Consider the following 24,388-nt stretch of genomic DNA (forward strand, 5'->3'; position numbering starts at 1 on the left):
CGCGATGTCACGTTCGGCGGAAGACGGTCAGGACTCCGTCCCGGCGGGCGGGAAGGCCTGCCGGTGCACGATCGCCATGCGCTGGAACACGGTCACCAGGCTCGCGAGGGCGAGCGCCCACAGCGTGATCTCGGTCAGGACGGGCAGCCCGAACAGACCGTTCAGCCCGGTCATCACGAGGATCGCGACCAGACGGTCGGCCCGCTCGGCGATGCCACCCTTGGCCTGCATGCCCAGGCTCTCGGCGCGGGCCCGCGCGTACGAGGTGAGGTTGCCCAGCACGAGGCAGGCGAGGCTCAGGCCGAGGTAGAGGTCGGCCGGGCCGAGCGTGGTGTCGGCGTCGGCGCGCGTGTAGTAGAGCAGGAGGCCGCCGAACACCGCAGCGTCGCCGACCCGGTCCAGCGTCGAGTCGAGGAAGGCCCCCCACCTCGACGACTGGCCGGACTTGCGGGCCATGTAGCCGTCCATGAGGTCGCTGAACACGAACGCGGTGACCACCATGACACCGACGAAGAACTGCCCGCGCGGGAAGAACCACAACGCGCCGGCACTGACCCCGAGGGTGCCGACGATCGTCACGTGGTCGGGCTTGACGCCCAGGCGCAGCAGCAGGTCGGCCAGGGGCGACCAGATGTTCGTCCAGAACTGGCGGAAGCGTTCGAGCATCAGGCGTCGTCCTCGGTCGTGGGCGTCTCCCCCGGCCAGGCGTCGGCCAGGAGGTCGCGGGTGTCCTCGAGCAGCTGCGGGAGCGTCTTGGTCTGCCCGAGCACGGTCATGAAGTTGGCGTCGCCGGACCATCGGGGCACCACGTGCTGGTGCAGGTGCTGCGACAGCGAGCCGCCCGCCACTCCCCCGAGGTTGAGCCCGACGTTGAACCCGTGCGGGTTCGAGGCGGCGCGGACGGCGCGCAGGGCCTGCTGGGTGAGCGTGGCGACCTCGCAGGTCTCGTCCTCGGTGAGGTCGGTGTAGTCGGCCACGTGCCGGTTCGGGACGACCATGAGGTGCCCCGGGTTGTACGGGTAGAGGTTGAGGACCACGAAGCAGTGGGTCCCCCGGTGCACGACGAGCTCGGACTGCCGGCCGTCGGAGGCGATGCGGCAGAACGGGCAGGAGTCGTCGGGCTCGGGCTCCTCGCCCCGCACGTAGGACATGCGGTACGGCACCCAGAGGCGCTCCAGGCGGTCGTCTGCAGTCACCGGGACAACCTACCGAGACGTCGCTCAGCGCCGGGTGACGGTCCAGGTCTTCGTCGTCGCGACCGGGTCGAACGCGTGTCCGCCACCCCGGGTGGACGTCACGTCCCCGATCACGAGTCGGTAGCCCTTCGTCCCCCTGACCTTCGGCACGGTGAACGTCAAGCGACCCCTGGCGTCGATCGTGCGCAGGCCGCCGACGGGGTCCCAGGCGCGGTACCGCGGGTTCCAGACGCGCAGCTCGGCGCGGGCGTTCTCGTGTTCGGCGATCGTGACGGTGCGACGCAGGGTCGTCGACCGCTTGGCCGCGATCCGCTTCACCGGCCAGCCGCTGATCTTCGGGCGGAGGCGCACCCTCAGGGTGGCGGTTGCGCCCTGCTCGGCCCTCGTGCCGCGGAAGGAGAAGTGGTACGTGCCCGACCTGGTCGCCCGGTGGGAGCTGTCGAGCGCGATCTTTCCGTCGAAGTCGGCGACCACCAGCGGGGACAGACTGGTGGAGCGACCGCTCACCCGGTCCACGAAGGTGACGTCGACCACCCGGTCCAGCGCACCGCGCCGCCGCCCGTCCCCGCCGTCGGCGACCAGCTCGGCCCGGGTCGTGTAGGTCGTTCCCCGGGTCAGCAGGGTGGACGCCATCAGCTCGCTGCGCACGCCCGTGACGGAGGTGTTGATCCAGGTGGCCTCAGGCGCCAGGTCGCCGGCGCGGCGACCGAGGTGGAGGACGTGACCGTCCGGCGTCCGGCTGCGGACGGTGAACGTCGTCGGGCCGCCGAAGGTCGCCCAGCCGGAGAAGCGCCACTCCCCATCCTCGTCGGGAGGGCGGGATTCCAGCAGCATGGGTTCTGAGTCCTCGGGACCGGTCGCGAGCACGTCCACGAGCGCCCCGGGAACCGGCCGTGTCGTGCACGAGAGGTCGGCCTTCGCCGTCCACTCCCTCGGCCCGGCCCCTCCGACGTCCAGCGGGCGCACCACGGAGGAGGGAACGACGAATCGCCGCACCCAGCCCGCCGAGGCCAGCACCCCGGTGTCACGCACCCGGTCGGGCAGGGTCACCGACCGACCGCTCGCCGGGTCCACGGACGTGACCATCACCGGTTCGTCGGTGCGGACGGCCTGCACGCCCTCGGCCTGCGCGACGCCATGGTCGTCGGTGACCGCGGTGTGCAGGATGGTCCCGTCCTGACGCCACTGCACGGTGGCACCCGCGACGGGGGCCGCGTCGGAGTGCACCGTCACCGACGCGAGCGGGTAGCCCTGGCCGGGCGCCACGCATCGCTCCTTCATCCCGAGACGCAGCAACGCCTCACCTTCTGCGGCAGACGCCGGGACCGTCGACGTCACCATCGCGAGCGCGACGGCACCCGCCAGCATCCCCCTGATCACGGGACCAGACTAGGTCGCCGCACCGCCCGGCGCGGCGATTCGTCAGACCTGCTCGCGCGACGCGACGGCCTCGAGGATGCGGCGCACCGCGTCGTCGACCGGGACGCCGTTCTCCTGCTCCCCGTTGCGGTAGCGGAACGAGACGGCGTCGGCCTCGACGTCGTTGTCGCCGACGATGAGCATGAAGGGCACCTTCTGCGTCTGCGCGGTGCGGATCTTCTTCTGCATCCGCTCGTCGGAGTCGTCGACCTCGAACCGGATGCCGGCACCCTTGAGTCGCTGGCCCAGGGTGTACAGGTACTCGGCGTGGCGCTCCGCGACCGGGATGCCGACGGCCTGCACCGGGGCGAGCCACGGAGGGAAGGCGCCCGCGTAGTGCTCCACGAGCACGCCGAGGAACCGTTCGATCGAGCCGAACTTGGCCGAGTGGATCATCACGGGCTGCTGGCGGGTGCCGTCGGCGGCCACGTACTCGAGGTTGAACCGCTCGGGCGACGGCTGGTTGAAGTCGTACTGCACGGTGCCCATCTGCCAGGTGCGGCCGATGGCGTCACGGGCCTGGACCGAGATCTTGGGGCCGTAGTACGCCGCTCCTCCCGGGTCGGGCACGAGCTCGATGCCGGTCTCCGCGGCCACGTCGGCGAGCACCTGCGTGGCGACCTCCCAGTCCTCGTGGGAGCCGATGAACTTGTCCTTGCGGTCGTCGCGGGTGGACAGCTCGAGGTAGAAGTCGTCGAGCCCGAAGTCGCGCAGCAGGCTCAGCATGAAGTTCAGCAGGTGGCGGATCTCGTCGGGCGCCTGCTCGGGGGTGACGTACGAGTGCGAGTCGTCCTGCGCGAACCCGCGCACGCGGGTGAGGCCGTGGATGACGCCCGACTTCTCGTTGCGGTACACGTGCCCGAACTCGAAGAGCCGCAGCGGCAGCTCGCGGTACGACCGCTGCCGCGAGCGGTAGATGATGTTGTGCATCGGGCAGTTCATCGCCTTGAGGCGGTACTCCTGGCCGTCCACGTCGAGCGAGGGGAACATGCCCTCGCCGTAGTAGGGCAGGTGGCCGGAGGTGTGGAAGAGCCCCTCCTTGGCGATGTGCGGGGTGCCGACGTACTCGAAGCCCTCCTCGATGTGCCGACGACGGACGTAGTCCTCCATCTCGCGCTTGATGACGCCACCGCGCGGGTGGAAGACGGGCAGTCCGGAGCCGATCTCGTCGGGGAAGCTGTAGAGGTCCAGCTCGGTGCCCAGCCGACGGTGGTCACGACGCTGGGCCTCCTCCAGGCGGTGCAGGTAGTCCTCCTGCGCCTCCTTGGTGGGCCAGGCGGTGCCGTAGATCCGCTGCAGCTGCTTGTTCTTCTCGTCGCCGCGCCAGTAGGCGGCGGCCGAGCGCATGAGCGTGAAGGCCGGGATGCGCTTGGTGGTGGGCAGGTGCGGGCCGCGGCACAGGTCCTTCCACGCCAGGGAGTCGTCGCGCTTGACGTTGTCGTAGATGCTGAGGCCGCCCTCGCCCACCTCGACGCTGGCACCCTCGGTGGAGCCGGCCTGCGACTTGAGACCGATGAGCTCGAGCTTGTACGGCTCGTCGGCGAGCTCGGTGCGGGCGTCGTCGTCGCTGATCTCGCGACGGTCGAACCGCTGGCCCTCCTTGACGATCTTCTTCATCCGCGACTCGATGGCCTGCAGGTCCTCGGGCTTGAACGGCTCCTCGACGTCGAAGTCGTAGTAGAAGCCGTCGGTGATCGGCGGACCGATGCCGAGCTTGGCGTCCGGGAAGAGCTCCTGCACGGCCTGCGCCATGACGTGGGCGGCCGAGTGGCGCAGCACGTCGAGGCCGTCCGGGCTGTCGATGGCGACGGGCTCGACGGTGGACCCGTCGACGAGGACGGTGGACAGGTCACGCAGCTCACCGTCGATGCGGGCGACGACCACGTCGGGCTGCTCGGCGAAGAGCTGCCACGCCTTCGTCCCGTCGTCCACGGTCTGGGAGGTGGGTTCTGCCCCGGCCTCGACGGCGACGTGCACGGTGACGGACATGGCGGTGCTCCATTCGGTTCTCGACGACCCCTACGACTGGGCCGTGCTGCTTGCCACCACCCTAGGGGGCCCGCGCAGGCCCTCGCAGGTCAGGACGACCTCAGGAGTCGCGCTGGCCCCACGGGGCGCCGTACTCGGTGAGCAGCTCCAGGAACGGCACGGCGTCGAAGGCCTCCGGGCCGAGCACGCCGGCGCCGCTCCAGGTGCCGTTCGCGAGCAGCTCGAGCGCCACGACCGGGTTGACCGCCGTCTGCCACACGACGCACTGGTGCCCGTACTCGCGCATCGCCCACTCGTTGTCGACCACGTGGTAGAGGTACGTCTCGCGCTCCTCACCGTCCTTGCCGACACCGGTGACCCACAGCCCGGCGCACGTCTTGCCGGTCATCTGCGGACCGATGGTGGCCGGATCGGGCAGGCAGGCCGCCACCACGTCGCGCGGGGAGACCATGACCGGGCCGTCGGCCGACGCCACCTGCACGGGGTCGGTCCGATCGAGGCCGACGTCGTGCAGGGCGCGCAGGACGTTGATGAAGTCCTCGCCCAGGCCGTACTTGAACGTCACGCGCTCGGCATCGACCCAGCGCGGCATCAGGAGCACCTCCTCGTGCTCGACGTTGACGCACTCGACCGGTCCGATCCCCTCGGGGAACTCGAAGACCTCGGGCTCGGAGAACGGCGGCGTCGTGAACCAGCCGCCGTCGGGCTCGTCGGCGCGCGCCTTCTCCCAGATGACGGGCGGGTTGAGGCACTCCTCGATCGTGGTCCAGATGGAGAACGAGGGGGCGAACAGCTCGTTGCCGTCCTCGTCGTGGACGGCCAGGTTGGCGCCGTCGCGCGTGCCGAGGTCGCGGATGGAGCTGAAGAGGTGGTCGGCGGCGTAGCGCGCGAACACGTCGGAGAGCCCGGGCTCGACACCCATGCCCACGAGGGCGAGACGACCGTCGGACTCCCACTGGTCGGCGACCGCGAACTGCTCGTCGCCCAGCTTCACGCCGACCCTGGCGTACGGCTCCTCCGGGTGCCGGCGCGACAGCGACATCGCCATGTCGACGTAGTCGGCGCCCGCAGCGTGCGCGCCCTCGAAGACCGGCATGACGAAGCGCGGGTCGACGGCGTTCATCACGTGCGTGACGCCGTGGTCGCGGCACAGCGTCGCGACGGCGTCGGCAGACGACGCGTCCACCTGTGCGGAGACGAACCGGTCGTCGTCGAGCGCGTCGACCGCCCTGTCCGCACGCGCCTGGTCGTAGTCGGCGACCACGATCTTCTCGAAGAAGTCACGTCGCGCGGCGATGGCGGTGAACGCCGCCCCCACGCCACCGGAGCCGACCAGCAGGATCCTCATGTCACTCCCCGTCCTTGGGCAGCGCCGCGCCCGGGCGCGTCGGTCCCAGAGCAGCGAGGGCCACCGCGTCCGAGACCGTCTCGAAGCCCTTGCGGCTGAAGAACGCCGCGCCCACCGTGAACCGCCACACGAGCATGAGCACGAGACCGAGTCCGAGGAAGAACACGGCGATCGCGAGCGGCAGACCCACCCCCAGCACCGAGGTGCCGCTGTAGGACGCCTCGGGGTCGGCCAGGGAGCGCACCGACTCGAACAGCAGGTAGAAGAGCGTCGCGGCACCCACCAGCGGGCCGACCCCGATGAGCAGGAACGCCTTGACCGACGTGAACAGGCGGCGTCGCCAGTAGATCGCGCACGCCACGCCGGTGAGGGCGTAGTAGAAGGCGATCATGAGCGAGAGCGCCGAGATCGAGTCGAACAGGAAGTTGTCGCTCACCGCGCTCGCGCCGACGTACCAGAGGATCGCGACGCCGCCGATGAACCACGTGCTGAACGACGGCGTGCCGTAGCTCGGGTGGATGCGCGAGAAGATCCTCGGGAACGCCCCGGCGCTCGCCATCGACAAGGAGACGCGGGACGCGGGCAGGATCGTCGTCTGGGTGGACGCGATGCCCGAGGTGATGATCGAGAGCAGGAGGATGAACGCGAACGGTCCGAGCACCAGGTCCCCGATGGCGCCGAACAGGGCGTCGTCGTCGTCGTAGCCGGTCACGAAGTCCACGCCACCGGCGGCGATGGTGACGATGCCGACCCCGAGGTACGTGACCACCAGGATCACCGTGCTCCAGATCCCGGCCCGGCCGGGAGCGGTGTCACCGTCCTCGGACTCCTCCGAGAGGTTGACCGCGCTCTCCCAGCCCCAGTAGATGAACACGCCGATGAGCAGCCCGCTGACCAGCTGGTCGGAGGTCAGGCCCGACGGGCTGAGCCAGCTCCAGTCGGGGTTGGTCGCCCCGGCGGGCAGGTTGCCCATGAACAGACGCACGACCGCCACGAGGACGAACAGCAGCAGTGCACCGACCTGGGCGAAGACGAGCCAGACCTGGAACTTGGCCGACGCCTCGGTCCCCCGGACACAGAGCCACGTCATGACCAGCACGATCACGACGGCCACGGTGATGACGACGGTGCGGTTCGCGGCGAGGTCGTCGGCGCCGACCATGACGAACAGGTAGCGCGCGGCCACGTCGGCGAGGGAGCCGATCACGAGGACGCCGGTGGTGAAGACGGCCCAGCCGCCGATCCAGCCGATCCAGGGCCCCATCGCCCGCGTGACCCAGGAGAACGTCGTTCCACAGTCCGTGTCGGCGCGGTTCATGTAGAGGAACGCGCCGGCGATGAGGAACATCGGCACGAACGACAGCCAGATCACCGCGGGCGCATGGATGCCGGCCACGACCACCATCGAGCCGAGGACCGCGGCGATCGAGTAGGCCGGGGCCGTCGCGTCGAGCCCGATCGACAGGCCCTCCCAGAACCCGATCGCGTTGGCCTTCAGACCCTTCTTGCCTGCCGTGGTCGTGCTGCCCGGCCCGGTTCCCTCGACCTCAGACATGACGCTCCTCTGCTCCGCCGACGATGACCGAACTCTGCACCTCGCCAACGGAATCCGCAAGAGTCGTCACACGATCGTTACGCAATCAGATGCGAGGACCCTTGCACTCGACGCAATCCGTCGCGAATACTCACAGGTGATCGGAGGAACCATGACCCCACTCGACCCCGAGGCCGCTCGACGTCAGAAGGCCGCCAAGGACCACCTCTGGATGCACTTCGCTCCCCTGAGGTCCCCCGACGGTGCCGACGTCCCGGTGATCACCCGCGGCGAGGGCTGCTACGTCTGGGACGACCGCGGCCGTCGCTACCTCGACGGCCTGGCCGGGCTGTTCGTGGTGCAGGCCGGGCACGGGCGCCGCGAGCTGGCCGAGGCCGCGGCCCGGCAGGCCCAGGAGCTCGCGTTCTTCCCGCTCTGGTCCTACGCCCACCCCACCGCGATCGACCTGGCCGAGCGCCTGGCGGCGCTCGCCCCCGGGGACCTCAACCGCGTGTTCTTCTCCAGTGGGGGCGGCGAGGCCGTCGAGACCGCGTGGAAGCTGGCCAAGAACTACTTCAAGCTCGTGGGCAAGCCGCTCAAGCACAAGGTGATCAGCCGGTCGATCGCCTACCACGGCACGACGCACGGTGCGCTCTCCATCACCGGCCTGCCGACGCTGAAGCAGCAGTTCGAGCCTCTCGTGCCGTCGACCTTCCGCGTCCCGAACACCAACCACTACCGGGCCCCGGTGCACGAGGACGACCTGGAGGCGTTCGGACGCTGGGCCGCCGACCAGATCGAGGTCGCCATCGAGGCCGAGGGACCCGACACCGTCGCTGCGGTGTTCCTGGAGCCGGTGCAGAACGCCGGCGGGTGCTTCCCGCCCCCACCCGGCTACTTCCAGCGGGTGCGCGAGATCTGCGACGCGCACGACGTGCTCCTCGTCTCCGACGAGGTGATCTGCGCCTTCGGCCGGCTCGGCACCACGTTCGGCGCCGAGCGGTACGACTACGTGCCCGACATGATCACGTGCGCGAAGGGGCTGACGTCCGGCTACTCGCCGCTCGGCGCGACGATCGTGAGCGACCGCCTGGCCGAGCCGTTCCTGCGCACGGGCACGAGCTTCGCCCACGGGTACACCTTCGGCGGCCACCCCGTGTCGTGCGCCGTCGCGATGGCCAACCTCGACCTCTTCGAGCGGGACGGGCTGCTCGAGCACGTGCGAGCGACCGAGGGTGCGTTCTGCGGGACGCTCGAGTCCCTGCTCGACCTGCCGATCGTGGGCGACGTCCGCGGGGACGGGTTCTTCTACGGCATCGAGCTGGTGAAGGACAAGACCACCAAGGAGACCTTCACGCCCGAGGAGTGCGACCGTCTGCTGCGCGGGTTCCTGTCCACGGCGCTGCTCGACGCCGGTCTCTACTGCCGCGCCGACGACCGTGGCGACCCGGTGGTGCAGCTCGCGCCGCCGCTGGTCGCCGACCAGACCCAGTTCGACGAGATCGAGCAGGTGCTGCGTTCCGTGCTCGGTGAGGCATGGGCGAAGATCTCCGCATGACCGCACCCGCGCTCGACCAGGTCGCCAAGCGCATCATCGCGCTGCTCCAGGCCGACGGCCGCATGTCCTACGCCGCGATCGGCAAGGAGGTCGGCCTGTCGGAGGCAGCGGTGCGCCAACGCGTGCAGAAGCTCACCGAGGCCGGCGTCATCAACATCGTCGCGGTCACCGACCCGATGCAGCTCGGCTTCGCCCGCGAGGCCATGATCGCCATCCGGGCCAACGGTCCGCTCGAGCCCCTCGCCGACGCCCTGGCCGAGATCCCGGAGGTCGACTACGTCGTCATCACGGCCGGCTCGTTCGACCTCATCCTCGAGCTGGTGTGCGAGAGCGACGAGCACCTGCTGACGGTGCTGTCGGAGAAGATCCGGTCCCGCGAGGACGTGATGAGCACCGAGACCTTCATGTACCTCAAGCTGGTCAAGCAGACCTACTCGTGGGGCGTCCCGGACTGACGCGTCGGTTCAGGCCTCGACCTGCGCGCGGGCGCCCGGCCTGACGGTCGGCATCGGGAGCACCAGGGCACCCGGGGCGTCGTCGGGCACGACCGGGGACCGTGGCGCGACCGCGTCGATGCGCTCGTACGGCTCACCCAGCGCTGGACGCGGGTCGGGCTCGCCCTTGTTGGGCCAGAACGACATCGCGCGCTCGGCCTGGGCGGTGATGGTGAGCGACGGGTTGACGCCGAGGTTGGCACTGATGGCGGACCCGTCGGCGACGTGGAGGCCGTCGTGGCCGTAGAGCCGCTGGTAGGGATCGATGACCCCCTCCTCGGGCGACGTGCCGATCGCACACCCGCCGATGAAGTGGGCGGTGAGCGGGATGCCGACCAGCTCGCCGAAGGAGCCGCCCGGCACGCCGTCGAGCTTGTCGGCGAGCTCGCGCGCCACGTGGTCGGCCACGGGGATCCGCGACGGGTTGGGCTCGCCCTTGCCCTGACGGCTGGTCATGCGCAGCCCGAACGGGCCGCGCTTCAGGAACGTGGTGACGGAGTTGTCGAGCGACTGCATGACCAGCACGACGATCGACTGCTCGGCCCAGCGGCGCGGGTCGTGCAGGCGGAGCGACCGTCGCAGGCCGAGGCCGCGGTAGCCGCGCAGCACCTTGCGCAGCTGCGATCCCCCGCCTCGGTGGTCGGCCAGCGCCATGTTCATCAGGCTGAGGGCCCCGGAGCCACGGCCGTAGCGCACCGGCTCCACGTGGGTCACGGCGTCGGGGTGGAACGACGAGGTGATCGCGATGCCCGGGGTGACGTCGGCGTCCTTGGCGCTCGCGCGGGCGGAGAGGACGGCCTCGGAGTTGGTGCGGCTGAGCTCGCCGACGCGGTCGGAGAGGTGCGGCAACGACCGTCGACGCAGGCGGTGCAGCAGGTCCTGGGTGTTCAGCGCGTTGCCGGCGAAGACCACGTGGTCGGCGCTGAAGCGACGTCGGCGCAGCCGGTTGCCCGTCCGCCGCGTGCGCACCTCGTACCCGCCACCGGTCCGCGGCCGCACGTCGGTGACGGTCGTCAGGGGGTGGACCTCGGCTCCGGCGCTCTCCGCGAGGTACAGGTAGTTCTTGACGAGCGTGTTCTTGGCGTTGCGGCGGCACCCGGTCATGCAGGCGCCGCACTCGGTGCAGGTGCGGCGGCTCGGTCCCGCGCCCCCGAAGTACGGATCGCCGACGTCCTCGCCGGGCCGGTCGCCGAAGAGGACGCCGACGTCGGCCGCGTGCACGGTGTCGCCGACGCCGAGCTCCTGGGCCACCTCGGCCATGAGCCGGTCGGGCAGCGTGTGGCCGGGGTACGTGGCCACGCCGAGCATCCGCTTGGCCTGGTCGTAGTGCGGGGCCAGCTCGTCGCGCCAGTCGGTGACGTGCGCCCACTGCGGGTCGTCGTAGAAGCCGTCGAGCGGCTGGTACAGCGTGTTGGCGTACACCAGGGAACCGCCGCCGACGCCGGCACCGCTGGCGATCAGGACGTCCTTCAGGGGCGTGATGCGCATGATGCCGAAGCACCGGGCCCACGGCGCCCAGAGGTAGCGCCTCAGGCGCCAGGAGGTCTCGGGCAGCTCGTCGTCGGCGAACCGTCGACCGGCCTCCATGACGGCGACCGAATACCCCTTCTCGGTGAGTCGTAGGGCGCTGACGCTGCCGCCGAACCCCGAACCCACCACCACGACGTCGTAGTGCTTCATGTCCCGCACCGTACCCGCTTGTTGACACTTTGCCAATAGCGTTGTTCACTCGTCCCGTGAACGCCCTCAACCGCACCCGGCTCGAGCCCGACGCCCGGCGACGCCAGATCGTCGAGGCCGCGCGATCGCTGTATGCCGAGCGATCCTACGACGACGTCTCGCTCGCCGAGCTCGCTCGCGCGGCGGGGGTCACCCGGGGACTCCTGCACCACTACTTCGGCTCCAAGCGCGAGATCTTCCTCGCCGTCATGCGCGACTCGCTGCTCATGCCGGCCAGCGAGCTGCCCGACCTCCTGCACCTGCCGCTCGAGGAACGCGTGCGCGTGACGATGGACTGGATCCTCGACGCCGCCCAGACCTACGGCCAGGCCTGGGTGGCCGCGGCGGGCGCGGCCGAGCTCAGCGGCGAGTCCGACCTGCAGCGGATCGTGGACGAGGCCGACGACCGCGCGGCACGACTGGTGCTCGACGCCGTGGGTCTGCCCGACTCCCCCGACCTGCGCGCACGCCTCAGGGCCTCGGCCGCCTACGTGAAGGCTCTGTGCCGCGAGTGGCTGCAGCGCGGGACCCTGGCCCGCGAGGACGTCCTCGCCCTGCTCACCATCCACCTCGTCCACGTCCTGGAGGCGTCATGACATCCGTCGGCATCATCGGCTCCGGCTTCGGCGGCATCGCGGTGGCAGCGGAGCTGCTCTCGCACGGCCACCACGACGTCCGCCTCTGGGAGCGTGGCGACGACATCGGAGGGGTGTGGCGCGACAACACCTACCCCGGTGCCGGGTGCGACGTCCCGTCGCCCCTGTACTCCTACTCGTTCGCCGTCAACACGCAGTGGTCGAAGCGGTACGCGCTGCAGCCGGAGATCCGGGAGTACCTGCACCGGGTCGCCGACGAGTACGGCATCACGCCCCGCGTCCAGCTGGGCCGCGAGGTGGTCTCGGCCCACTGGCAGCAGGACGAGCAGGCCTGGGACGTCGGCTTCGCCGACGGGGTCGTCGAGCGGGTCGACGTGCTCGTGAGCGCCGTCGGCCAGCTCTCGGAGCCGCGCCTGCCGGCCCTGCCGGGCCTCGAGGACTTCGCCGGCGACTGGTTCCACTCGGCTCGCTGGGACCACGACGTCGACCTGGCGGGCAAGCGCGTCGCTGCCGTGGGCGTGGGCGCGAGCGCGATCCAGTACGTGCCCCACGTCGCCGAGGACGCCGCCCACCTCACGCTCTTCCAGCGCTCGGCGAACTACATCCTGCCCAAGCCCGACGGCCCGCTCCCCCGGTGGTGGCGACCGGGCATCCGTCTGGAGCGCCCGCTCTGGTGGACGTTCGGCGAGCAGTTCTCACGCGGCCTCGACGAGGGCAGCCTGGTCGGCAAGGTCGAGCAGAAGGCAGCACTCGCGCACCTGCGCCGCCAGGTGCAGGACCCCCGCCTGCGCGAGCTGCTGACGCCCGACTACCCGATCGGGTGCAAGCGCATCCTGTTCTCCAACAACTTCTACCCGACCCTGGAGCGCGACCACGTCGACGTCGTGGCCGATCGCATCGTGCGGGTCCTCCCCCAGGGCGTCGAGACGGCCGACGGCACCGTGCACGAGGTCGACGTGATCGTCTACGGCACGGGATTCGACTCGCAGGACTTCCTGAGCTCGATCGACGTGCGCGGCGCCGGGGGCGAGCCTCTGGCCGAGCGCTGGACCGACGGGGCCCACGCCCACCTCGGGATGTACGTGCCGGGATTCCCCAACCTGTTCGTCTCCTACGGGCCCAACACCAACCTCGGTGGTGGCTCGATCATCTACATGCTCGAGGCGCAGGCCCGGCACATGCGCCAGGTGCTCGACCGCATGGAGGCCGGCGGCTACGAGGCGGTCGACGTGCGCCCCGAGGTCGAGGCCGAGTACGACCAGCAGGTCCAGGAACGGCTCGAGTCCTCCGTGTGGGGCAGCTGCGACAGCTGGTACCGCCATCCGTCGGGCCGGATCACGTCGAACTGGCCGGGGTCGACCTACCCGTACCACCGGCGCGTGCGGACCGTGGAGCCGGAGGACTTCGCATGGACGTGACCTACCCCCCGGAGCCGTGGGACCTGCACGGCCAGGCCCTGGCGTCGGTGTTCCTCGTGCCGGCCGCCGACCTGCCCGCCCCACCGCCGGGCACGACGATCGTCACCCTCCGCGGCCGAGCGGTCGTGACGGCGGCGTTCTTCCGGTACGAGGAGCCCAGCCCGCTCACCTACGACGAGATCATGGCGACGGTGCTGGTGCGCCGTGGGCTGAGGTTCCGCGTGTGGATCCCGTGGATCTGGGTCGACAGCGAGGCGTCCCGCGACGGTGGCCGGGCGCTGTGGGCCATCCCGAAGGACCTCGCCGAGTTCCGCGTGGAGCCGGGCCGGCGGCACGAGGGCCTCGGCCTGGCGTCAGCCACCGTCGAGCGCACCCGGGCGCTCCCCGGACGCTGGCCGCTCGGCTTCCGCATCGCCCAGGCCCGCGCCGGACGGTCGGTCGTCACGCCGGTGCGCGGGCGGGTGAGCGCCCAGCTGGTGCGTGCCTCGTGGACCTTCGACGGCGTGCTCGGCCTGCTCTCCGGGCGCAGGCCCGTGGTCTCCCTGCGCGTGCCGCGCTTCGCCCTGCTCTTCGGACGGCGCTCGTCCTGACCTCGATGGCCCAGAGCGAGAGGACCCTGCGCGAGATGGCCTAGCCTCGAGGGATGCGTCGTCTTGCCAGCATCCTGCTCCTCGCCGTCCTCGCCGCCGGCTGCACGTCCGGAGGGTCGGACGAGCCCTCGGGCGGCTCCGGTCCCTCGGACCAGCCACGCGGCTCCGACGGAGCGAGTGCCAGCGCGTCGCCCGTGCCCACGGGTCCGGACTGCTCCAGCGTCTGGAAGGCCGGGGACGACCTCCCGGCCGACTACGACCTCTGCGTCGCCGACGGGGAGGCCGGGGTCCAGGAGGTGACGGACTGCGTCGACGGGCCGCCGCTCATCGTGTTCGACGACGAGCTCTACGGCCGTCCGGGCGAGCAGATCGAGGCGCCGACCGCGTCGCCCGTGCAGGACACCGAGGAGTACGGCAAGGCCTACGCGGAGTGCACGGGCGAGTGATCCGGTGCACGGTGGACCCATGGCCGACTACCGACTGACCACCGAGGACGGCGACGTCGTCGCCGAGCGATCCCTGGAGCACGACCAGGCTGCCGTGGCCTGGCGCTCCAGCCACCCCTTCGAGGGCCCGTCCGCGGGTGAGGGGCGCGGGCTCCGGCTCGAGCGCCACACCGACCGCGGCTGGACCCGGCTCGACCCCCTCGGCACCGCCGAGACCACCTGAGCGCGCCCGCGCGCGTCCTGACGCGTTCGGATCGGTCCTGGCTCCCTGGTTCGACCGAAGGTGTCAGGACGTCGGCGCGGGGTCCTTCGTGACCTGGACCCAGCCCACCGGCTCGGCCACGACCTCGAGCTCGTCTGGCGTCAGCTCCACGGCCGACGCGGCGTTGCCGACGGCCGGGAACACCGACGCGAAGCGCCGTAGTGAGGCGTCGAGGTGCACGGCGGCGACATCGGGGTTGGCGAACGGGCACACACCGCCGATGGCGTGCCCGGTGAGGGCCTCGACGTCGTCGGGCTTCAGCATGCGCGCCTTGATGCCGAAGGCGGCCTTGAACGCCGCGTTGTCGACCCGGGCGTCGCCGGCCGCCACCACGAGGATGCTCGTGCCCGGCTCGGCTCCGTAGAAGCCCAACGTCTTCGCGATCCGTGCCGGCTCGACACCCAGCTCGGCGGCAGCGAGCTCGACGGTGGCGCTGGACCCCGACGTCTCCACGACGTCGTCGCCTCGGCCGAAGCGGGCGAGGTGGGCGCGGGCGGTCTCGATCGACATGCCCGCCATCGTAGGAGCGCCCGGCGGACGCACGACGAAGCCCCCGGCGCTGGGCCGGGGGCTTCGGTGTCGGTGGGCGATACTGGGTTCGAACCAGTGACCTCTTCGGTGTGAACGAAGCGCGCTACCACTGCGCCAATCGCCCGGGGACGCACAGAACCTTAACGCACGTCTCCACGACGGTCCCACTCGGTTCCCTACGGGTCGGAGTGCTTGGCCGCCTCGCGCGCCCAGATGGCCTGCGCCTGCTGGGTGATCGGGCCGGGGACCGCGCCGACCGCGCGGCCGTCGACGTGGGAGATGGCCTGGATGTCGCGGGTCGTGCCGACGAGCACCACCTCGTCGGCGTCGGCCAGGACCTCGATGGGTGCGTCGCGCTCGACGACGTCGAGCTCGGCCGAGAGCCACTCGAGGGCGAGGGCGCGCGTGATGCCCGCGAGGCAGCCCGACGCCAGCGTCGGCGTGACCAGCGTGCCGTCGAGGACGTACATGATGTTCGACCCCGTGCCCTCGCAGAGGTGGCCCTGCGTGTTGGGCATGACCGCCTCCGACGCACCCGCGGCCCGGGCGGCCTCGACCATCTTCGCGTTCTCGGCGTACGACGTGGTCTTGAGCCCGGCCAGCGCGCCGCGCTCGTTGCGGGGCCACGGCACGGTGGCGATCGACGCGACCGAGGGCGGGCGCTCGGCCGGCTCGGTGACCACCACGTGCGTGAGCCCGTGGTCGCCCCGCGGCGAGCCGAGGGGGCCCCGGCCGGACGTCACGGTGATGCGGATCCGACCGAAGGGCAGGTCCTGCCCGTCCATCGTGGCGGCGACACCCTCCCGCAGGAGGCCGAGGTCGGGGCGCCCGATGCCGAGCCCCGCGGCCGAGCCGGCCAACCGCTCGAGGTGGCGCGTGAGGGCGAACGGCACCCCGCTGTCGACGGCGACCGTCTCGAAGACTCCGTCGCCGACCACGAGCCCGTGGTCGAGGACGCTGATGGCCGGTTCTTCCGGTGATCCGAGGACTCGTCCGTCCACCCAGGCACGCATGTCGCCACCGTACCCCCGCCGACGACGACCCCCCGTTTGGTGCGCCGGAGCCCATCGGCTAATGTTTCTTCCCGCGCCGGAAACGGTGCGAATGCGGACATAGCTCAGTGGTAGAGCATCACCTTGCCAAGGTGAGGGTCGCGAGTTCGAATCTCGTTGTCCGCTCGGAGGGTCTCCATACCCATCCAGCGGTGGGTTGGCCGAGAGGCGAGGCAACGGACTGCAAATCCGTGTACACGGGTTCAAATCCCGTACCCACCTCGACACGACGCACCAACTGAACAGCACCACCCTCGGGCGATTGGCGCAGCGGTAGCGCGCTTCCCTGACACGGAAGAGGTCACTGGTTCAAACCCAGTATCGCCCACTTCGAGAAGGCTCCGGAATCTCGCCGAATCCGGGGCCTTCTCGTCTTTCTCCCCACGGCGGATCCGTCCGCTCATGCGGGGCACGTGCCGTGGGGCTCTCCGCACGAGACTCCCGCGCCGGCTCGCCCCACACCGCGAGCACCACGCCGCCAGCCCCATGCCTCAGCGCCCCGCGACGGCTTCACAGTCGCCCCACCGCGTGTGAAGCGCGCAGATGGTGGAATGCACCTGCGCGCGCACGACCCCCGGCTCACCCACTCCCATGCCGAGCCGGGGGTCCACCCACGTTCACGCCCCGGCGTCGGACCCGCACGTCCCACGACGGGAAGGCTCCGAAAGCTCGACGATTCCCGAGCCTTCTCGTCTCGTTGCGTCCAGCGGCGCTCCGTCGCATTCGATCACCTGTTCGATTACGATCGCCCGGTGGGCGCCAACCGTCGTTACGGAGACCGCTCCCCCGCCGACCACCTCGAGCGGGCCGAGCGGATCCGGCACGTCTGGGTCGCCCCGTCCGCGAAGCACCCGGACATGGCGCCCTACCCGGGGCTGCTGATCACGTGGCAGCGACGTGACGGACAGTGGTGGGCCCACGTCGCGATGGTCCTGCCCGAGGGCGCCGTCGTCCTGAACTGGCTCCCGGCCACGCGACTTCGACCTGCCGCGCCGCCCCGACCCTTGGCAACCGGGAGGTGAACGATCGGCACGGCGACTGGCGCGAACGCCGATCCCGGCGCACCATCGGTGCATGAAGTGCGCGGAGGTCAATTGCCACGAGACGGCGTCCACGCTGTCGCAGCTGGAGCTGGACGACGCGCGCTTCGCCGTGCCGGTCTGCGCGCTCCACGACGTCGGCGACGTCTCCGTCGAGAAGCCGACCCGAGCCGCCGGCCTGGACATCAGGCCGACACCCGTCGACGGCAGGTCCCTCGCGGAGTCCACCACACCGATGTGAGCCCTCTGGGGCCTGCGGTTGACGCCACGGGCCGACGCTCCAACGCCGTGACGACCGGCACCTTCGGGCCTCGTCCTGCGCCGGAGCCCGACCGAGACGTCCGAACCCCAGGACCGGGTGTGTTTCGGACTCCTCGGGCCGGGGAACGTGCAGGGCAGCACCGTTGGTTGAGACCACAGCTGCGCGTGCCAGTGGTCCCGGACCCCCGCGCGGGGGTCCGGGATCGCGCAGCTTCGCCGAGGACGCGCCGAGGACGGCGCGGCGTCGGTCAGGACCGCGAGCTCGACCGCCAGGTGAACTGACCCTGGCGGGAGGTGATCCGCACGGTCGCGTCGGCGATGACCGTGGCCGGGGCGGACGCGTAGGCCACGGTGCAGGTGAAGGTGGTCCCCACGGCCGCGGACACCCGAGGGGGGCACCAGACCGACGTCGGCTCGCCCTTGGCGTCGAGCGAGGACCTGATGCGCGCCACGACGGCGCCGGTGGCGCGGGTGGTGCGCGGCGCCGGGGCCGCGGTGCGACGCGGAGCGGACGTGGCCCGCGGAGCCGCGGTGGTCCGCGTCGGTGTCGGCGTGGCCGACGGGGTCTCGCTGGGGGTCGGCTCCGTCGTGGGCGAGGCCGAGAGGCCGGCCGACGGGGTCGGCGCGACCGACTCGCTCACCACACCGGGCGAGGCGGAGTCGTCCGACGCCGCGTCGGTGCCGACCCACGACCGCAGCCCGAAGACGCCGCCGGCCAGGACAAGCACCGTGAGCACGAGCCACGGCAGCACCTTGCGTGCACCGGACATGGTCACTCCCCCTGCGACTTCGGCGTCGACGTCCACACGTAGTGGCCGTCGGGGCCGTCGATCTCGACCGCGGCCGTCGCGATCGCGGCCGTGTCCGGCTCGTCGTCGAAGAACACCTCGCAGTCGAAGGTGGTACCGATCTTCTGCGCCACCCGCTCCGGGCACTCGATGCGAGTGGGGCGCCCTGCGTTCTGGTCCAGACGCGCCTTGATGGTCCGCTCGATCTTGGTCGTGGACATCTTGGCCGGCGCCAGCGACGGGGCCGCGGTCGGCTCGGCCGACGCGGTCGACTCGGGATCGGAACCGGCGTCGTCGTCGCTGCTGCAGGACCGCAGGGCGAACAGCAGCGCTGCCACGCCCAGGAGCACGACGACGAGCGCAGCCACCTTCCGCAAACCCTTCACAGGCGCCGATCCTAGCGGTCGACGCGGGGGTGGCGTTGCTCGTCGAGCGAGGCGTTGATCGCAGCACCGATGAGCACCGCGATCGACAGGACGTACAACCACAGCAGCACGGCGATCGGAGCTGCCAGCGGGCCGTAGATCGACGTGCCGCCCGTGGAGAACCCCAGGGCCCAGCGGACGAGCAGGCTGCCGCCGATCCACAGGCCCATCGTGAAGAAGGCCCCGGGCAGCCCGGAGCGCCACGACACCTTCACGGGGACGGCCAGGTGGTAGAGCGACGCGAGGAACCCCACGGAGACGAGCAGCACCGCCGGCCAGTACAGCGGCTCCAGCACCGACAGCTGGGAGGGCACGATCGAGGCCGCCACCTCCGGCCCGGCCAGGACGAGCGGGACCACGATGATCGCGAGCGCCAGCGCCACCACGTACAGCGAGAACGACAGGGCGCGGGTCTTGACGATGCCGCGCACCCCGCCGAGCCCGTAGAGGATCGAGATCGTGTCGAGGAAGACGTTGAGCGCCCTCGACCCCGACCACAGGGCCAGCACGAAGCCGATGGACACCACGTCGATGCGGCCCGAGCTCAGCACCTCGTCCAGGGTCGGCGCGATGACCTGGTCGACGGTGCCCTGGGTCAGGGCCTGCGACGACAGGTCGAGCACGCGGTCCTTGAGCACGTCGACCTGCGCGACGTCGTAACGCTCCGCGACGAAGCCGATCGTGCCGGCGAGCCCGAAGACGAGCGGCGGCAACGACAGGATCGCGAAGAACGCGGCCTCGGCCGCGAGCCCGGTGACCCGGTGGGTGATGCAGCGCGACACGGTGCGTGCCGTGACCCGCGCCAGCAGGTCGACAGCCGCCGGGCGTGCTACCCGTTCAGCCGCCATGGCCCTACGGTATCGACATGCATCCCCTCCGCTGCGCACCGTCGCGCCAGGCGATCCCTCACGTCGATCGGGACGGCGCCGATCGGAACCGCGTCGAACGGGCCCGCGCCGCCCGCCCGTCCGGGGCGTGCGCGTGAAGCCGCTCGCCGTCGCTGCCGTCACGGCGGCCCTCACGACCGCGGTCGCCGCCTGGTCGCTGCGGGCCACCGATCCGGCCACGGCCGTGGCCGCGGTGGCGGTCGTCGCCGTGGCCGCCGCCTGGCTGGCCGGCTTCCACGACACCTCGGAGACCTCGGGTCTCGCCCTCACCGGGCCGGCGCAGCTGGTCTCCTTGACCCTGGTCGGCCGCGCCGCGGTGGGCGGAGTCCTGCCGACGCTGGCCGCCCAGGTGGTCGGAGCCGTGGCAGCAGGCGCGGCGGTCACCTCACTCGACCTGCCCGGAGGATCGCTCGTGTGGGACGAGCCCGGCCTCCTCACGGGTGGGGTGCTGGGCTTGGTGGCCGGACTCGTCCTGGCGTGGACCACGTTGGCGGCCGACACCGGCGCCGTGGCCTGGGCCGCCGCCGGGCCGGTCACCTCCGGGGCGGTGCTGGGCGTGGGACTCGCGGCCGCGGCGCACCCGGGCGCCCTGCTGGGGCTCGCCGTCGCCGGGGTCGTCGCCTGGCCCGTGGCTCTCGTGGTGGCCGCGGCGGTGCTCGTGGGGACGGCGCTGGGCACCTTCGTGGTCTCCTGGGTGTCCCCGCACGCTGCGTGACTCAGGTCACGCATCCACCTGCCGTTCCAGGCGGAACGCTCACCGGGTTCCATATTTTGGACACATGGTCCAGATGATGGACATTCCAGTTGTGGGCCCGTCCACGACCTGACCAGACTGTCCGCATGTTGATCGCGCAGACCGTCTGGCTCGTGGAGCGTCTCCACGTGGACCTAGGCCGCGCGCACACGATGATCTGTCGCTGATCCGCGCGCCCGCTGACCCTTCCGCGACGCGCGACGACACCGTCCGTCGGACGCGACCGTCGTGCGTCCTCTCCCCGAGGACCTTCATGACTTCGAGCACCACCCCGCCCCCCGCACGCACGGCACGTCGTCGCCGTGGTGAGGGCCAGTGGGCGCTCGGCTACCGCGAGCCCCTCAACGCCAACGAGCAGTCCAAGAAGGACGACAACCCGCTCAACGTGCGCGCCCGCATCGAGAACATCTACGCCCACGGCGGATTCGACAGCATCGACCCCGGCGACCTGCGGGGCCGCTTCCGCTGGTGGGGCCTCTACACGCAGCGCAAGGCCGGCATCGACGGCGGCAAGACCGCGACGCTCGAGCCGGAGGAGCTCGACGACCGCTACTTCATGCTCCGCGTCCGCGTCGACGGCGGCCAGCTGGACCTCCGGCAGCTGCGGACGATCGCCGACATCTCCGTGGAGTTCGCCCGCGACTCCGCCGACCTGACCGACCGTCAGAACGTGCAGTACCACTGGATCGACGTCCGGGACATGCCGACGATCTGGGAGCGCCTGGAGTCCGTCGGACTCTCCACCCAGGAGGCGTGCGGCGACTGCCCCCGCGTCATCCTCGGCTCCCCCGTGGCCGGCATCAGCGAGGCCGAGATCATCGACGGCCGTCCGGCCATCGAGGCGATCGAGAGCCGCTACATCGGCGACCGCGCGTTCTCCAACCTCCCGCGCAAGTTCAAGTCCGCGATCAGCGGCCACCCCGGACACGACGTGGTCCCGCAGATCAACGACATCGCCTTCATCGGCGCCGAGCACTCCGAGCACGGCCCGGGCTTCGACCTCTGGGTCGGTGGCGGGCTCTCGACCAACCCGATGCTCGCCCAGCGGGTGGGCGTCTGGGTCCCGATCGACGAGGTGCCCGAGGTGTGGGAGGGCGTCGTCAGCATCTTCCGCGACTACGGATACCGACGTCTGCGCTCGCGTGCGCGGCTCAAGTTCCTCGTGGCCGACTGGGGCATCGAGAAGTTCCGCGAGGTGCTCGAGACCGAGTACCTCGAGCGTTCCCTCGTCGACCTCGAGGCCCCCGAGGTGCCCACCACCCCGGTCGACCACGTGGGCGTGCACCGCCAGAAGGACGGCCGGTACTACGTGGGCGTGGCGGCCACGGTCGGTCGCATCTCCGGCACGCTGCTCAACCAGGTGGCCGACGTGGTCGAGGCGCACGGCTCCGACCGCGTCGCCACGACGCCGATGCAGAAGCTCGTCGTGCTCGACGTCGAGGAGGACCGCGTCGAGTCGCTCGTGGACGCCCTCGCCGCCCTCGGCCTGTACGCCCGGCCCTCGCAGTGGCGCCGCAACACCATGGCCTGCACGGGCATCGAGTACTGCAAGCTGGCCATCGTCGAGACCAAGGCGCGTGCCCGTGACCTGGTCGACGAGCTGGAGCAGCGCGTGCCCGAGCTCGACTCGCCGATCACGATCAACGTGAACGGCTGCCCGAACTCCTGCGCCCGCATCCAGACCGCCGACATCGGCCTGAAGGGCCAGCTCGTCCTGGACGAGCAGGGCCGGCAGGTCGAGGGCTTCCAGGTCCACCTCGGCGGCGCCCTCGGGCTCGAGGCCGGGTTCGGCCGCAAGCTCCGCGCCCACAAGGTCACCGGCGAGCAGCTCCCCCACTACGTCGAGAAGCTCTCGCGCACCTACCTCGAGCAGCGCGACGGCGACGAGTCCTTCGCCCGCTGGGTCGCCCGCGCCGACGAGGAGGTCCTGCGATGACAGGCAGGGCCACGCCGTTCCACTGCCCGTACTGCGCGGACGAGGACCTGCGGCCGCACGGCGAGACCCACGGGGAGTGGGAGTGCCGAGCGTGTCAACGGGCCTTCCGCCTCGGCTTCATCGGCATCCTCTCCCCCAACCCACCCAGCACGACCGAGCCCTCTGGAAGGAGGACAGCATGACTGCACCAGCGTTGATCGCCCTGGCGCACGGCAGCCGCGACCCGCGGTCCGCCGCCACCATCACTGCCCTGACGGAGCTCGTGTCGTGCATGCGTCCCGACCTCCGCGTCACGACGGCGTTCCTCGACCACTCCGAGCCGAGCCTCGACAGCGTCGTCGACCGCCTCGTGGCCGAGGGGCACAGCGAGATCGTCCTCGTGCCGCTCCTGCTCACCGAGGCCTACCACGCGAAGGTCGACGTGCCCGAGGCCGCCGAGGCCGCTCGGGCGCGGCACGACGGGATCCGGATCCAGGTGACCGACGTGCTCGGCATCGAGTCCGCGTTCTTCCGCGTGCTCGACCGACGGCTGCGCGACGTGCTGCGCGAGAACCGGGTCCGGGAGCTGGATGCTCTGGTGCTCGCGGGAGCCGGCTCCTCCGACGCCATCGCCAACGCCACCATCGCGCGCGCTGCCCGGGCCTGGGGCGCCCACCACAAGCTCCCCACGATCGCCGCGTTCGCATCGAGCGCGCCCCCCGCCGCCGGCGAGGCCGTCCGGGCCCACCGGGCCGACGGGCGTCGCAACATCGCGGTCGGCCAGCTCATGCTGGCTCCGGGCTTCCTGCCCGACCGCGTCAAGGAGCTGGCCTACGAGGCCGGTGCCGTGGCCGTGGCCGAGCCGCTCGGCGTCGACGAGGAGATCGCCGAGGTCATCCTGGCGCGCTACGCCGTGGGCGCCGTCCAGCTGGTGTCGTTCGACGCGCTGTTCACGTAGTCGCTGCACCCACCGCGTCACGATCGGGGTCCTCACGTCTCTCTCAGACGTGAGGACCCCTCTGCGCGTGACCCCCCTGCTCCTGTCGCTCCTGCTCGCGGGCGGTCTGCTCGTCGGGGTCGCACCACGCGCGACGCCGCCGGCCGCGGGCGCCGAGGCCGACGCCTCCTTCACCGTCGTGGTCCTGCCCGACCTTCAGGGCTACACCGTCTCGAGCACCTACGCCGCCACCGCCACCGCGCAGACGCAGTGGATCGCCGACCAGGCCGACGACCTCGACGTCGCAGTGGTGGCGCAGGTGGGCGACCTGGTGGAGACGCACCCGATCCCCGAGCAGTGGACACGGGCGTCGACCTCCATGAAGGTGCTGGACGACGCCGGCGTGCCCAGCGCGGTGCTGCCCGGCAACCACGACATGGACGTGAGCACTGGCGAGGCCGAGCGGTACGACGCGAGCTTCCCGGCCTCGAGGTACACCGGTGCGTCCTGGAACGGGCCCGACGCGACCTACGTGGAGGGGTACCGGGGCAACAAGAACAGCGCTGTGACGTTCGAGCGCTCGGGCATGGACTTCATGCTCCTCAGCCTCGAGTACGACCCCACCGACGCCGTCCTGGTCTGGGCGCGAGGCGTGCTCGCCGCGCACCCGGAGCACCGGGTGATCTTGTCCACCCACTCGTTCATCCACACCGCCGGCGGTCGTTCCACCACGACCACCCGCACCGACGCCGGCGCCAACACGCCGCAGCAGGTATGGGACGAGCTGGTGCAGCCGAGCTGCCAGATCTTCCTGGTCGTCAACGGCCACTGGCACGACGGGCCCGACCGCACCGAGGCCCGCCGCGCCGACGCCAACGCCTGCGGCCGCCCGGTGCAGCAGATCCTGTCCGACTACCAGGACCGCCCCAACGGTGGCGACGGCTGGCTGCGCACCTACCGGTTCGATCCGGCGGCCGACACGATCACGGCCGCCACCTACTCCCCCACGCTCGCCCGCTACGAGACCGACGCCGACAGCGCCTTCACCCTCGCCTACGACATGACGAGCGGCACCACCCCGCCCCCCACGACGACACCGACGACCTTGGTCGGTGCCGGGTCGGCGTGGACCTACCGCTACGACAACACCACCCTGCCCACCACCTGGAACACCCCCGGCTTCGACGCCTCCACCTGGCGCACCGGCAACGCCGTCCTCGGCTTCGGCA

Annotated in this window: 25 protein-coding genes and 4 tRNA genes; 16 read left to right on the forward strand and 13 right to left on the reverse strand. The window is 71.1% G+C overall.

What is annotated here, in order from left to right; genetic code table 11:
• Positions 1–27 precede the first annotated feature (27 nt).
• The 6 genes from pgsA to ASF35_RS17400 form a co-directional block, all read right to left on the reverse strand.
• Positions 28–666, reverse strand: coding sequence for a phosphatidylinositol phosphate synthase (gene pgsA / locus ASF35_RS17375; protein WP_055970521.1), 639 nt, complete (start codon positions 664–666; stop codon positions 28–30).
• Positions 666–1,151 (reverse strand): HIT domain-containing protein, encoded by a 486-nt coding sequence (locus ASF35_RS17380; protein ID WP_082495595.1) that lies wholly within the window; start codon positions 1,149–1,151, stop codon positions 666–668. Before ASF35_RS17380 ends, pgsA begins: the two co-directional genes overlap by 1 nt.
• 69 nt (positions 1,152–1,220) lie before the next feature.
• Entirely contained in the window at positions 1,221–2,576 is a 1,356-nt protein-coding gene (locus ASF35_RS17385) for a hypothetical protein (RefSeq protein ID WP_156368087.1), read from the reverse strand.
• Positions 2,577–2,618: 42 nt separating this feature from the next.
• Complete coding sequence (thrS, locus tag ASF35_RS17390; protein WP_055970528.1) at positions 2,619–4,604, reverse strand: threonine--tRNA ligase; 1,986 nt, start codon at positions 4,602–4,604, stop codon at positions 2,619–2,621.
• Between the two features lie 100 nt (positions 4,605–4,704).
• Positions 4,705–5,952 (reverse strand): saccharopine dehydrogenase family protein, encoded by a 1,248-nt coding sequence (locus tag ASF35_RS17395; RefSeq protein WP_055970530.1) that lies wholly within the window; start codon positions 5,950–5,952, stop codon positions 4,705–4,707.
• Between the two features lies 1 nt (position 5,953).
• Entirely contained in the window at positions 5,954–7,507 is a 1,554-nt protein-coding gene (locus tag ASF35_RS17400; protein ID WP_055970532.1) for an APC family permease, read from the reverse strand.
• A gap of 151 nt (positions 7,508–7,658) precedes the next feature.
• On the opposite strand from ASF35_RS17400, the gene ASF35_RS17405 reads away from it, so the two are divergent.
• Together ASF35_RS17405 and ASF35_RS17410 are read left to right on the forward strand one after the other, a co-directional pair.
• A complete protein-coding gene (locus ASF35_RS17405; protein ID WP_055970535.1) occupies positions 7,659–9,044 on the forward strand; it encodes an aspartate aminotransferase family protein in 1,386 nt (461 codons plus the stop codon).
• Positions 9,041–9,499, forward strand: coding sequence for an Lrp/AsnC family transcriptional regulator (locus ASF35_RS17410; RefSeq protein WP_055970536.1), 459 nt, complete (start codon positions 9,041–9,043; stop codon positions 9,497–9,499). The genes ASF35_RS17405 and ASF35_RS17410 overlap by 4 nt, the downstream gene beginning before the upstream one ends.
• Before the next feature lie 9 nt (positions 9,500–9,508).
• Here the strand turns inward: ASF35_RS17410 and ASF35_RS17415 are convergent, their stop codons facing one another.
• A complete protein-coding gene (locus ASF35_RS17415) occupies positions 9,509–11,218 on the reverse strand; it encodes a GMC oxidoreductase (RefSeq protein ID WP_055970538.1) in 1,710 nt (569 codons plus the stop codon).
• A 56-nt stretch (positions 11,219–11,274) separates the two neighbouring features.
• On the opposite strand from ASF35_RS17415, the gene ASF35_RS17420 reads away from it, so the two are divergent.
• Genes ASF35_RS17420 through ASF35_RS17440 form a run of 5 tightly spaced genes read left to right on the forward strand, consistent with a single transcriptional unit; the run spans position 11,275 to position 14,530 of the window.
• Positions 11,275–11,853, forward strand: a complete 579-nt coding sequence (locus tag ASF35_RS17420) for a TetR/AcrR family transcriptional regulator (RefSeq protein WP_162237371.1) — start codon at positions 11,275–11,277, stop codon at positions 11,851–11,853.
• The gene (locus ASF35_RS17425; protein ID WP_055970542.1) at positions 11,850–13,271 is read left to right on the forward strand and encodes an NAD(P)/FAD-dependent oxidoreductase; all 1,422 of its coding nucleotides are present in this window, start codon (positions 11,850–11,852) and stop codon (positions 13,269–13,271) included. Before ASF35_RS17420 ends, ASF35_RS17425 begins: the two co-directional genes overlap by 4 nt.
• Positions 13,262–13,861: an acetoacetate decarboxylase family protein gene (locus ASF35_RS17430; RefSeq protein WP_055970544.1), complete on the forward strand. Its 600-nt coding sequence runs from the start codon at positions 13,262–13,264 to the stop codon at positions 13,859–13,861. The genes ASF35_RS17425 and ASF35_RS17430 overlap by 10 nt, the downstream gene beginning before the upstream one ends.
• A gap of 53 nt (positions 13,862–13,914) precedes the next feature.
• Positions 13,915–14,307: a hypothetical protein gene (locus ASF35_RS17435; RefSeq protein ID WP_055970545.1), complete on the forward strand. Its 393-nt coding sequence runs from the start codon at positions 13,915–13,917 to the stop codon at positions 14,305–14,307.
• Between the two features lie 19 nt (positions 14,308–14,326).
• Positions 14,327–14,530 carry a hypothetical protein gene (locus tag ASF35_RS17440; RefSeq protein ID WP_055970547.1) on the forward strand — a complete coding sequence of 68 codons (204 nt, stop codon included), beginning with the start codon at positions 14,327–14,329 and terminating at the stop codon, positions 14,528–14,530.
• 63 nt (positions 14,531–14,593) lie between these two features.
• Here ASF35_RS17440 and ASF35_RS17445 read toward each other — a convergent pair whose 3' ends face one another.
• The 3 genes from ASF35_RS17445 to ASF35_RS17455 form a co-directional block, all read right to left on the reverse strand.
• Positions 14,594–15,079: a YbaK/EbsC family protein gene (locus tag ASF35_RS17445; RefSeq protein WP_200931797.1), complete on the reverse strand. Its 486-nt coding sequence runs from the start codon at positions 15,077–15,079 to the stop codon at positions 14,594–14,596.
• Between the two features lie 73 nt (positions 15,080–15,152).
• Positions 15,153–15,224 (reverse strand) — tRNA-Val (locus ASF35_RS17450).
• Positions 15,225–15,276: 52 nt separating this feature from the next.
• Entirely contained in the window at positions 15,277–16,113 is an 837-nt protein-coding gene (locus tag ASF35_RS17455; protein ID WP_055970551.1) for an aminotransferase class IV, read from the reverse strand.
• Between the two features lie 93 nt (positions 16,114–16,206).
• Here ASF35_RS17455 and ASF35_RS17460 point away from each other — a divergent pair.
• The 5 genes from ASF35_RS17460 to ASF35_RS17480 all read left to right on the forward strand — a co-directional run bounded on the left by ASF35_RS17460 (position 16,207) and on the right by ASF35_RS17480 (position 17,433).
• Positions 16,207–16,278, forward strand: a tRNA-Gly gene (locus tag ASF35_RS17460).
• Between the two features lie 25 nt (positions 16,279–16,303).
• Positions 16,304–16,374 (forward strand) — tRNA-Cys (locus tag ASF35_RS17465).
• A 34-nt stretch (positions 16,375–16,408) separates the two neighbouring features.
• Positions 16,409–16,480 (forward strand) — tRNA-Val (locus ASF35_RS17470).
• Between the two features lie 424 nt (positions 16,481–16,904).
• Positions 16,905–17,174 carry a hypothetical protein gene (locus ASF35_RS17475; RefSeq protein ID WP_055970553.1) on the forward strand — a complete coding sequence of 90 codons (270 nt, stop codon included), beginning with the start codon at positions 16,905–16,907 and terminating at the stop codon, positions 17,172–17,174.
• Between the two features lie 52 nt (positions 17,175–17,226).
• Entirely contained in the window at positions 17,227–17,433 is a 207-nt protein-coding gene (locus ASF35_RS17480; RefSeq protein WP_055970555.1) for a hypothetical protein, read from the forward strand.
• 268 nt (positions 17,434–17,701) lie between these two features.
• On the opposite strand, the gene ASF35_RS17485 is transcribed toward ASF35_RS17480, so the two are convergent.
• From ASF35_RS17485 to ASF35_RS17495, 3 genes are read right to left on the reverse strand one after another with little or no spacing between them, the layout of a single operon-like run.
• On the reverse strand, positions 17,702–18,223 hold the full coding sequence (locus ASF35_RS17485) for a hypothetical protein (protein ID WP_055970558.1): 522 nt from the start codon (positions 18,221–18,223) through the stop codon (positions 17,702–17,704).
• A gap of 2 nt (positions 18,224–18,225) precedes the next feature.
• Positions 18,226–18,627: a DUF4333 domain-containing protein gene (locus tag ASF35_RS17490; RefSeq protein WP_156368088.1), complete on the reverse strand. Its 402-nt coding sequence runs from the start codon at positions 18,625–18,627 to the stop codon at positions 18,226–18,228.
• Positions 18,628–18,638: 11 nt separating this feature from the next.
• Positions 18,639–19,514, reverse strand: coding sequence for a YihY/virulence factor BrkB family protein (locus ASF35_RS17495; protein WP_055970563.1), 876 nt, complete (start codon positions 19,512–19,514; stop codon positions 18,639–18,641).
• A gap of 133 nt (positions 19,515–19,647) precedes the next feature.
• Between ASF35_RS17495 and ASF35_RS17500 the strand changes: the two genes are divergently transcribed.
• From ASF35_RS17500 to ASF35_RS17515, 4 genes are all read left to right on the forward strand, one after another.
• The gene (locus ASF35_RS17500; RefSeq protein ID WP_156368089.1) at positions 19,648–20,268 is read left to right on the forward strand and encodes a hypothetical protein; all 621 of its coding nucleotides are present in this window, start codon (positions 19,648–19,650) and stop codon (positions 20,266–20,268) included.
• A gap of 292 nt (positions 20,269–20,560) precedes the next feature.
• Positions 20,561–22,243: a nitrite/sulfite reductase gene (locus tag ASF35_RS17505; RefSeq protein WP_055970567.1), complete on the forward strand. Its 1,683-nt coding sequence runs from the start codon at positions 20,561–20,563 to the stop codon at positions 22,241–22,243.
• Positions 22,244–22,421: 178 nt separating this feature from the next.
• On the forward strand, positions 22,422–23,180 hold the full coding sequence (locus ASF35_RS17510) for a sirohydrochlorin chelatase (RefSeq protein ID WP_055970569.1): 759 nt from the start codon (positions 22,422–22,424) through the stop codon (positions 23,178–23,180).
• A 67-nt stretch (positions 23,181–23,247) separates the two neighbouring features.
• Positions 23,248–24,388, forward strand: a 1,141-nt coding sequence (locus ASF35_RS17515) for a metallophosphoesterase (protein ID WP_200931798.1), incomplete at its 3' end; no start/stop codon positions are given.

The sequence above is a fragment of the Aeromicrobium sp. Leaf291 genome (assembly GCF_001423365.1).
Classification (GTDB): domain Bacteria; phylum Actinomycetota; class Actinomycetes; order Propionibacteriales; family Nocardioidaceae; genus Aeromicrobium.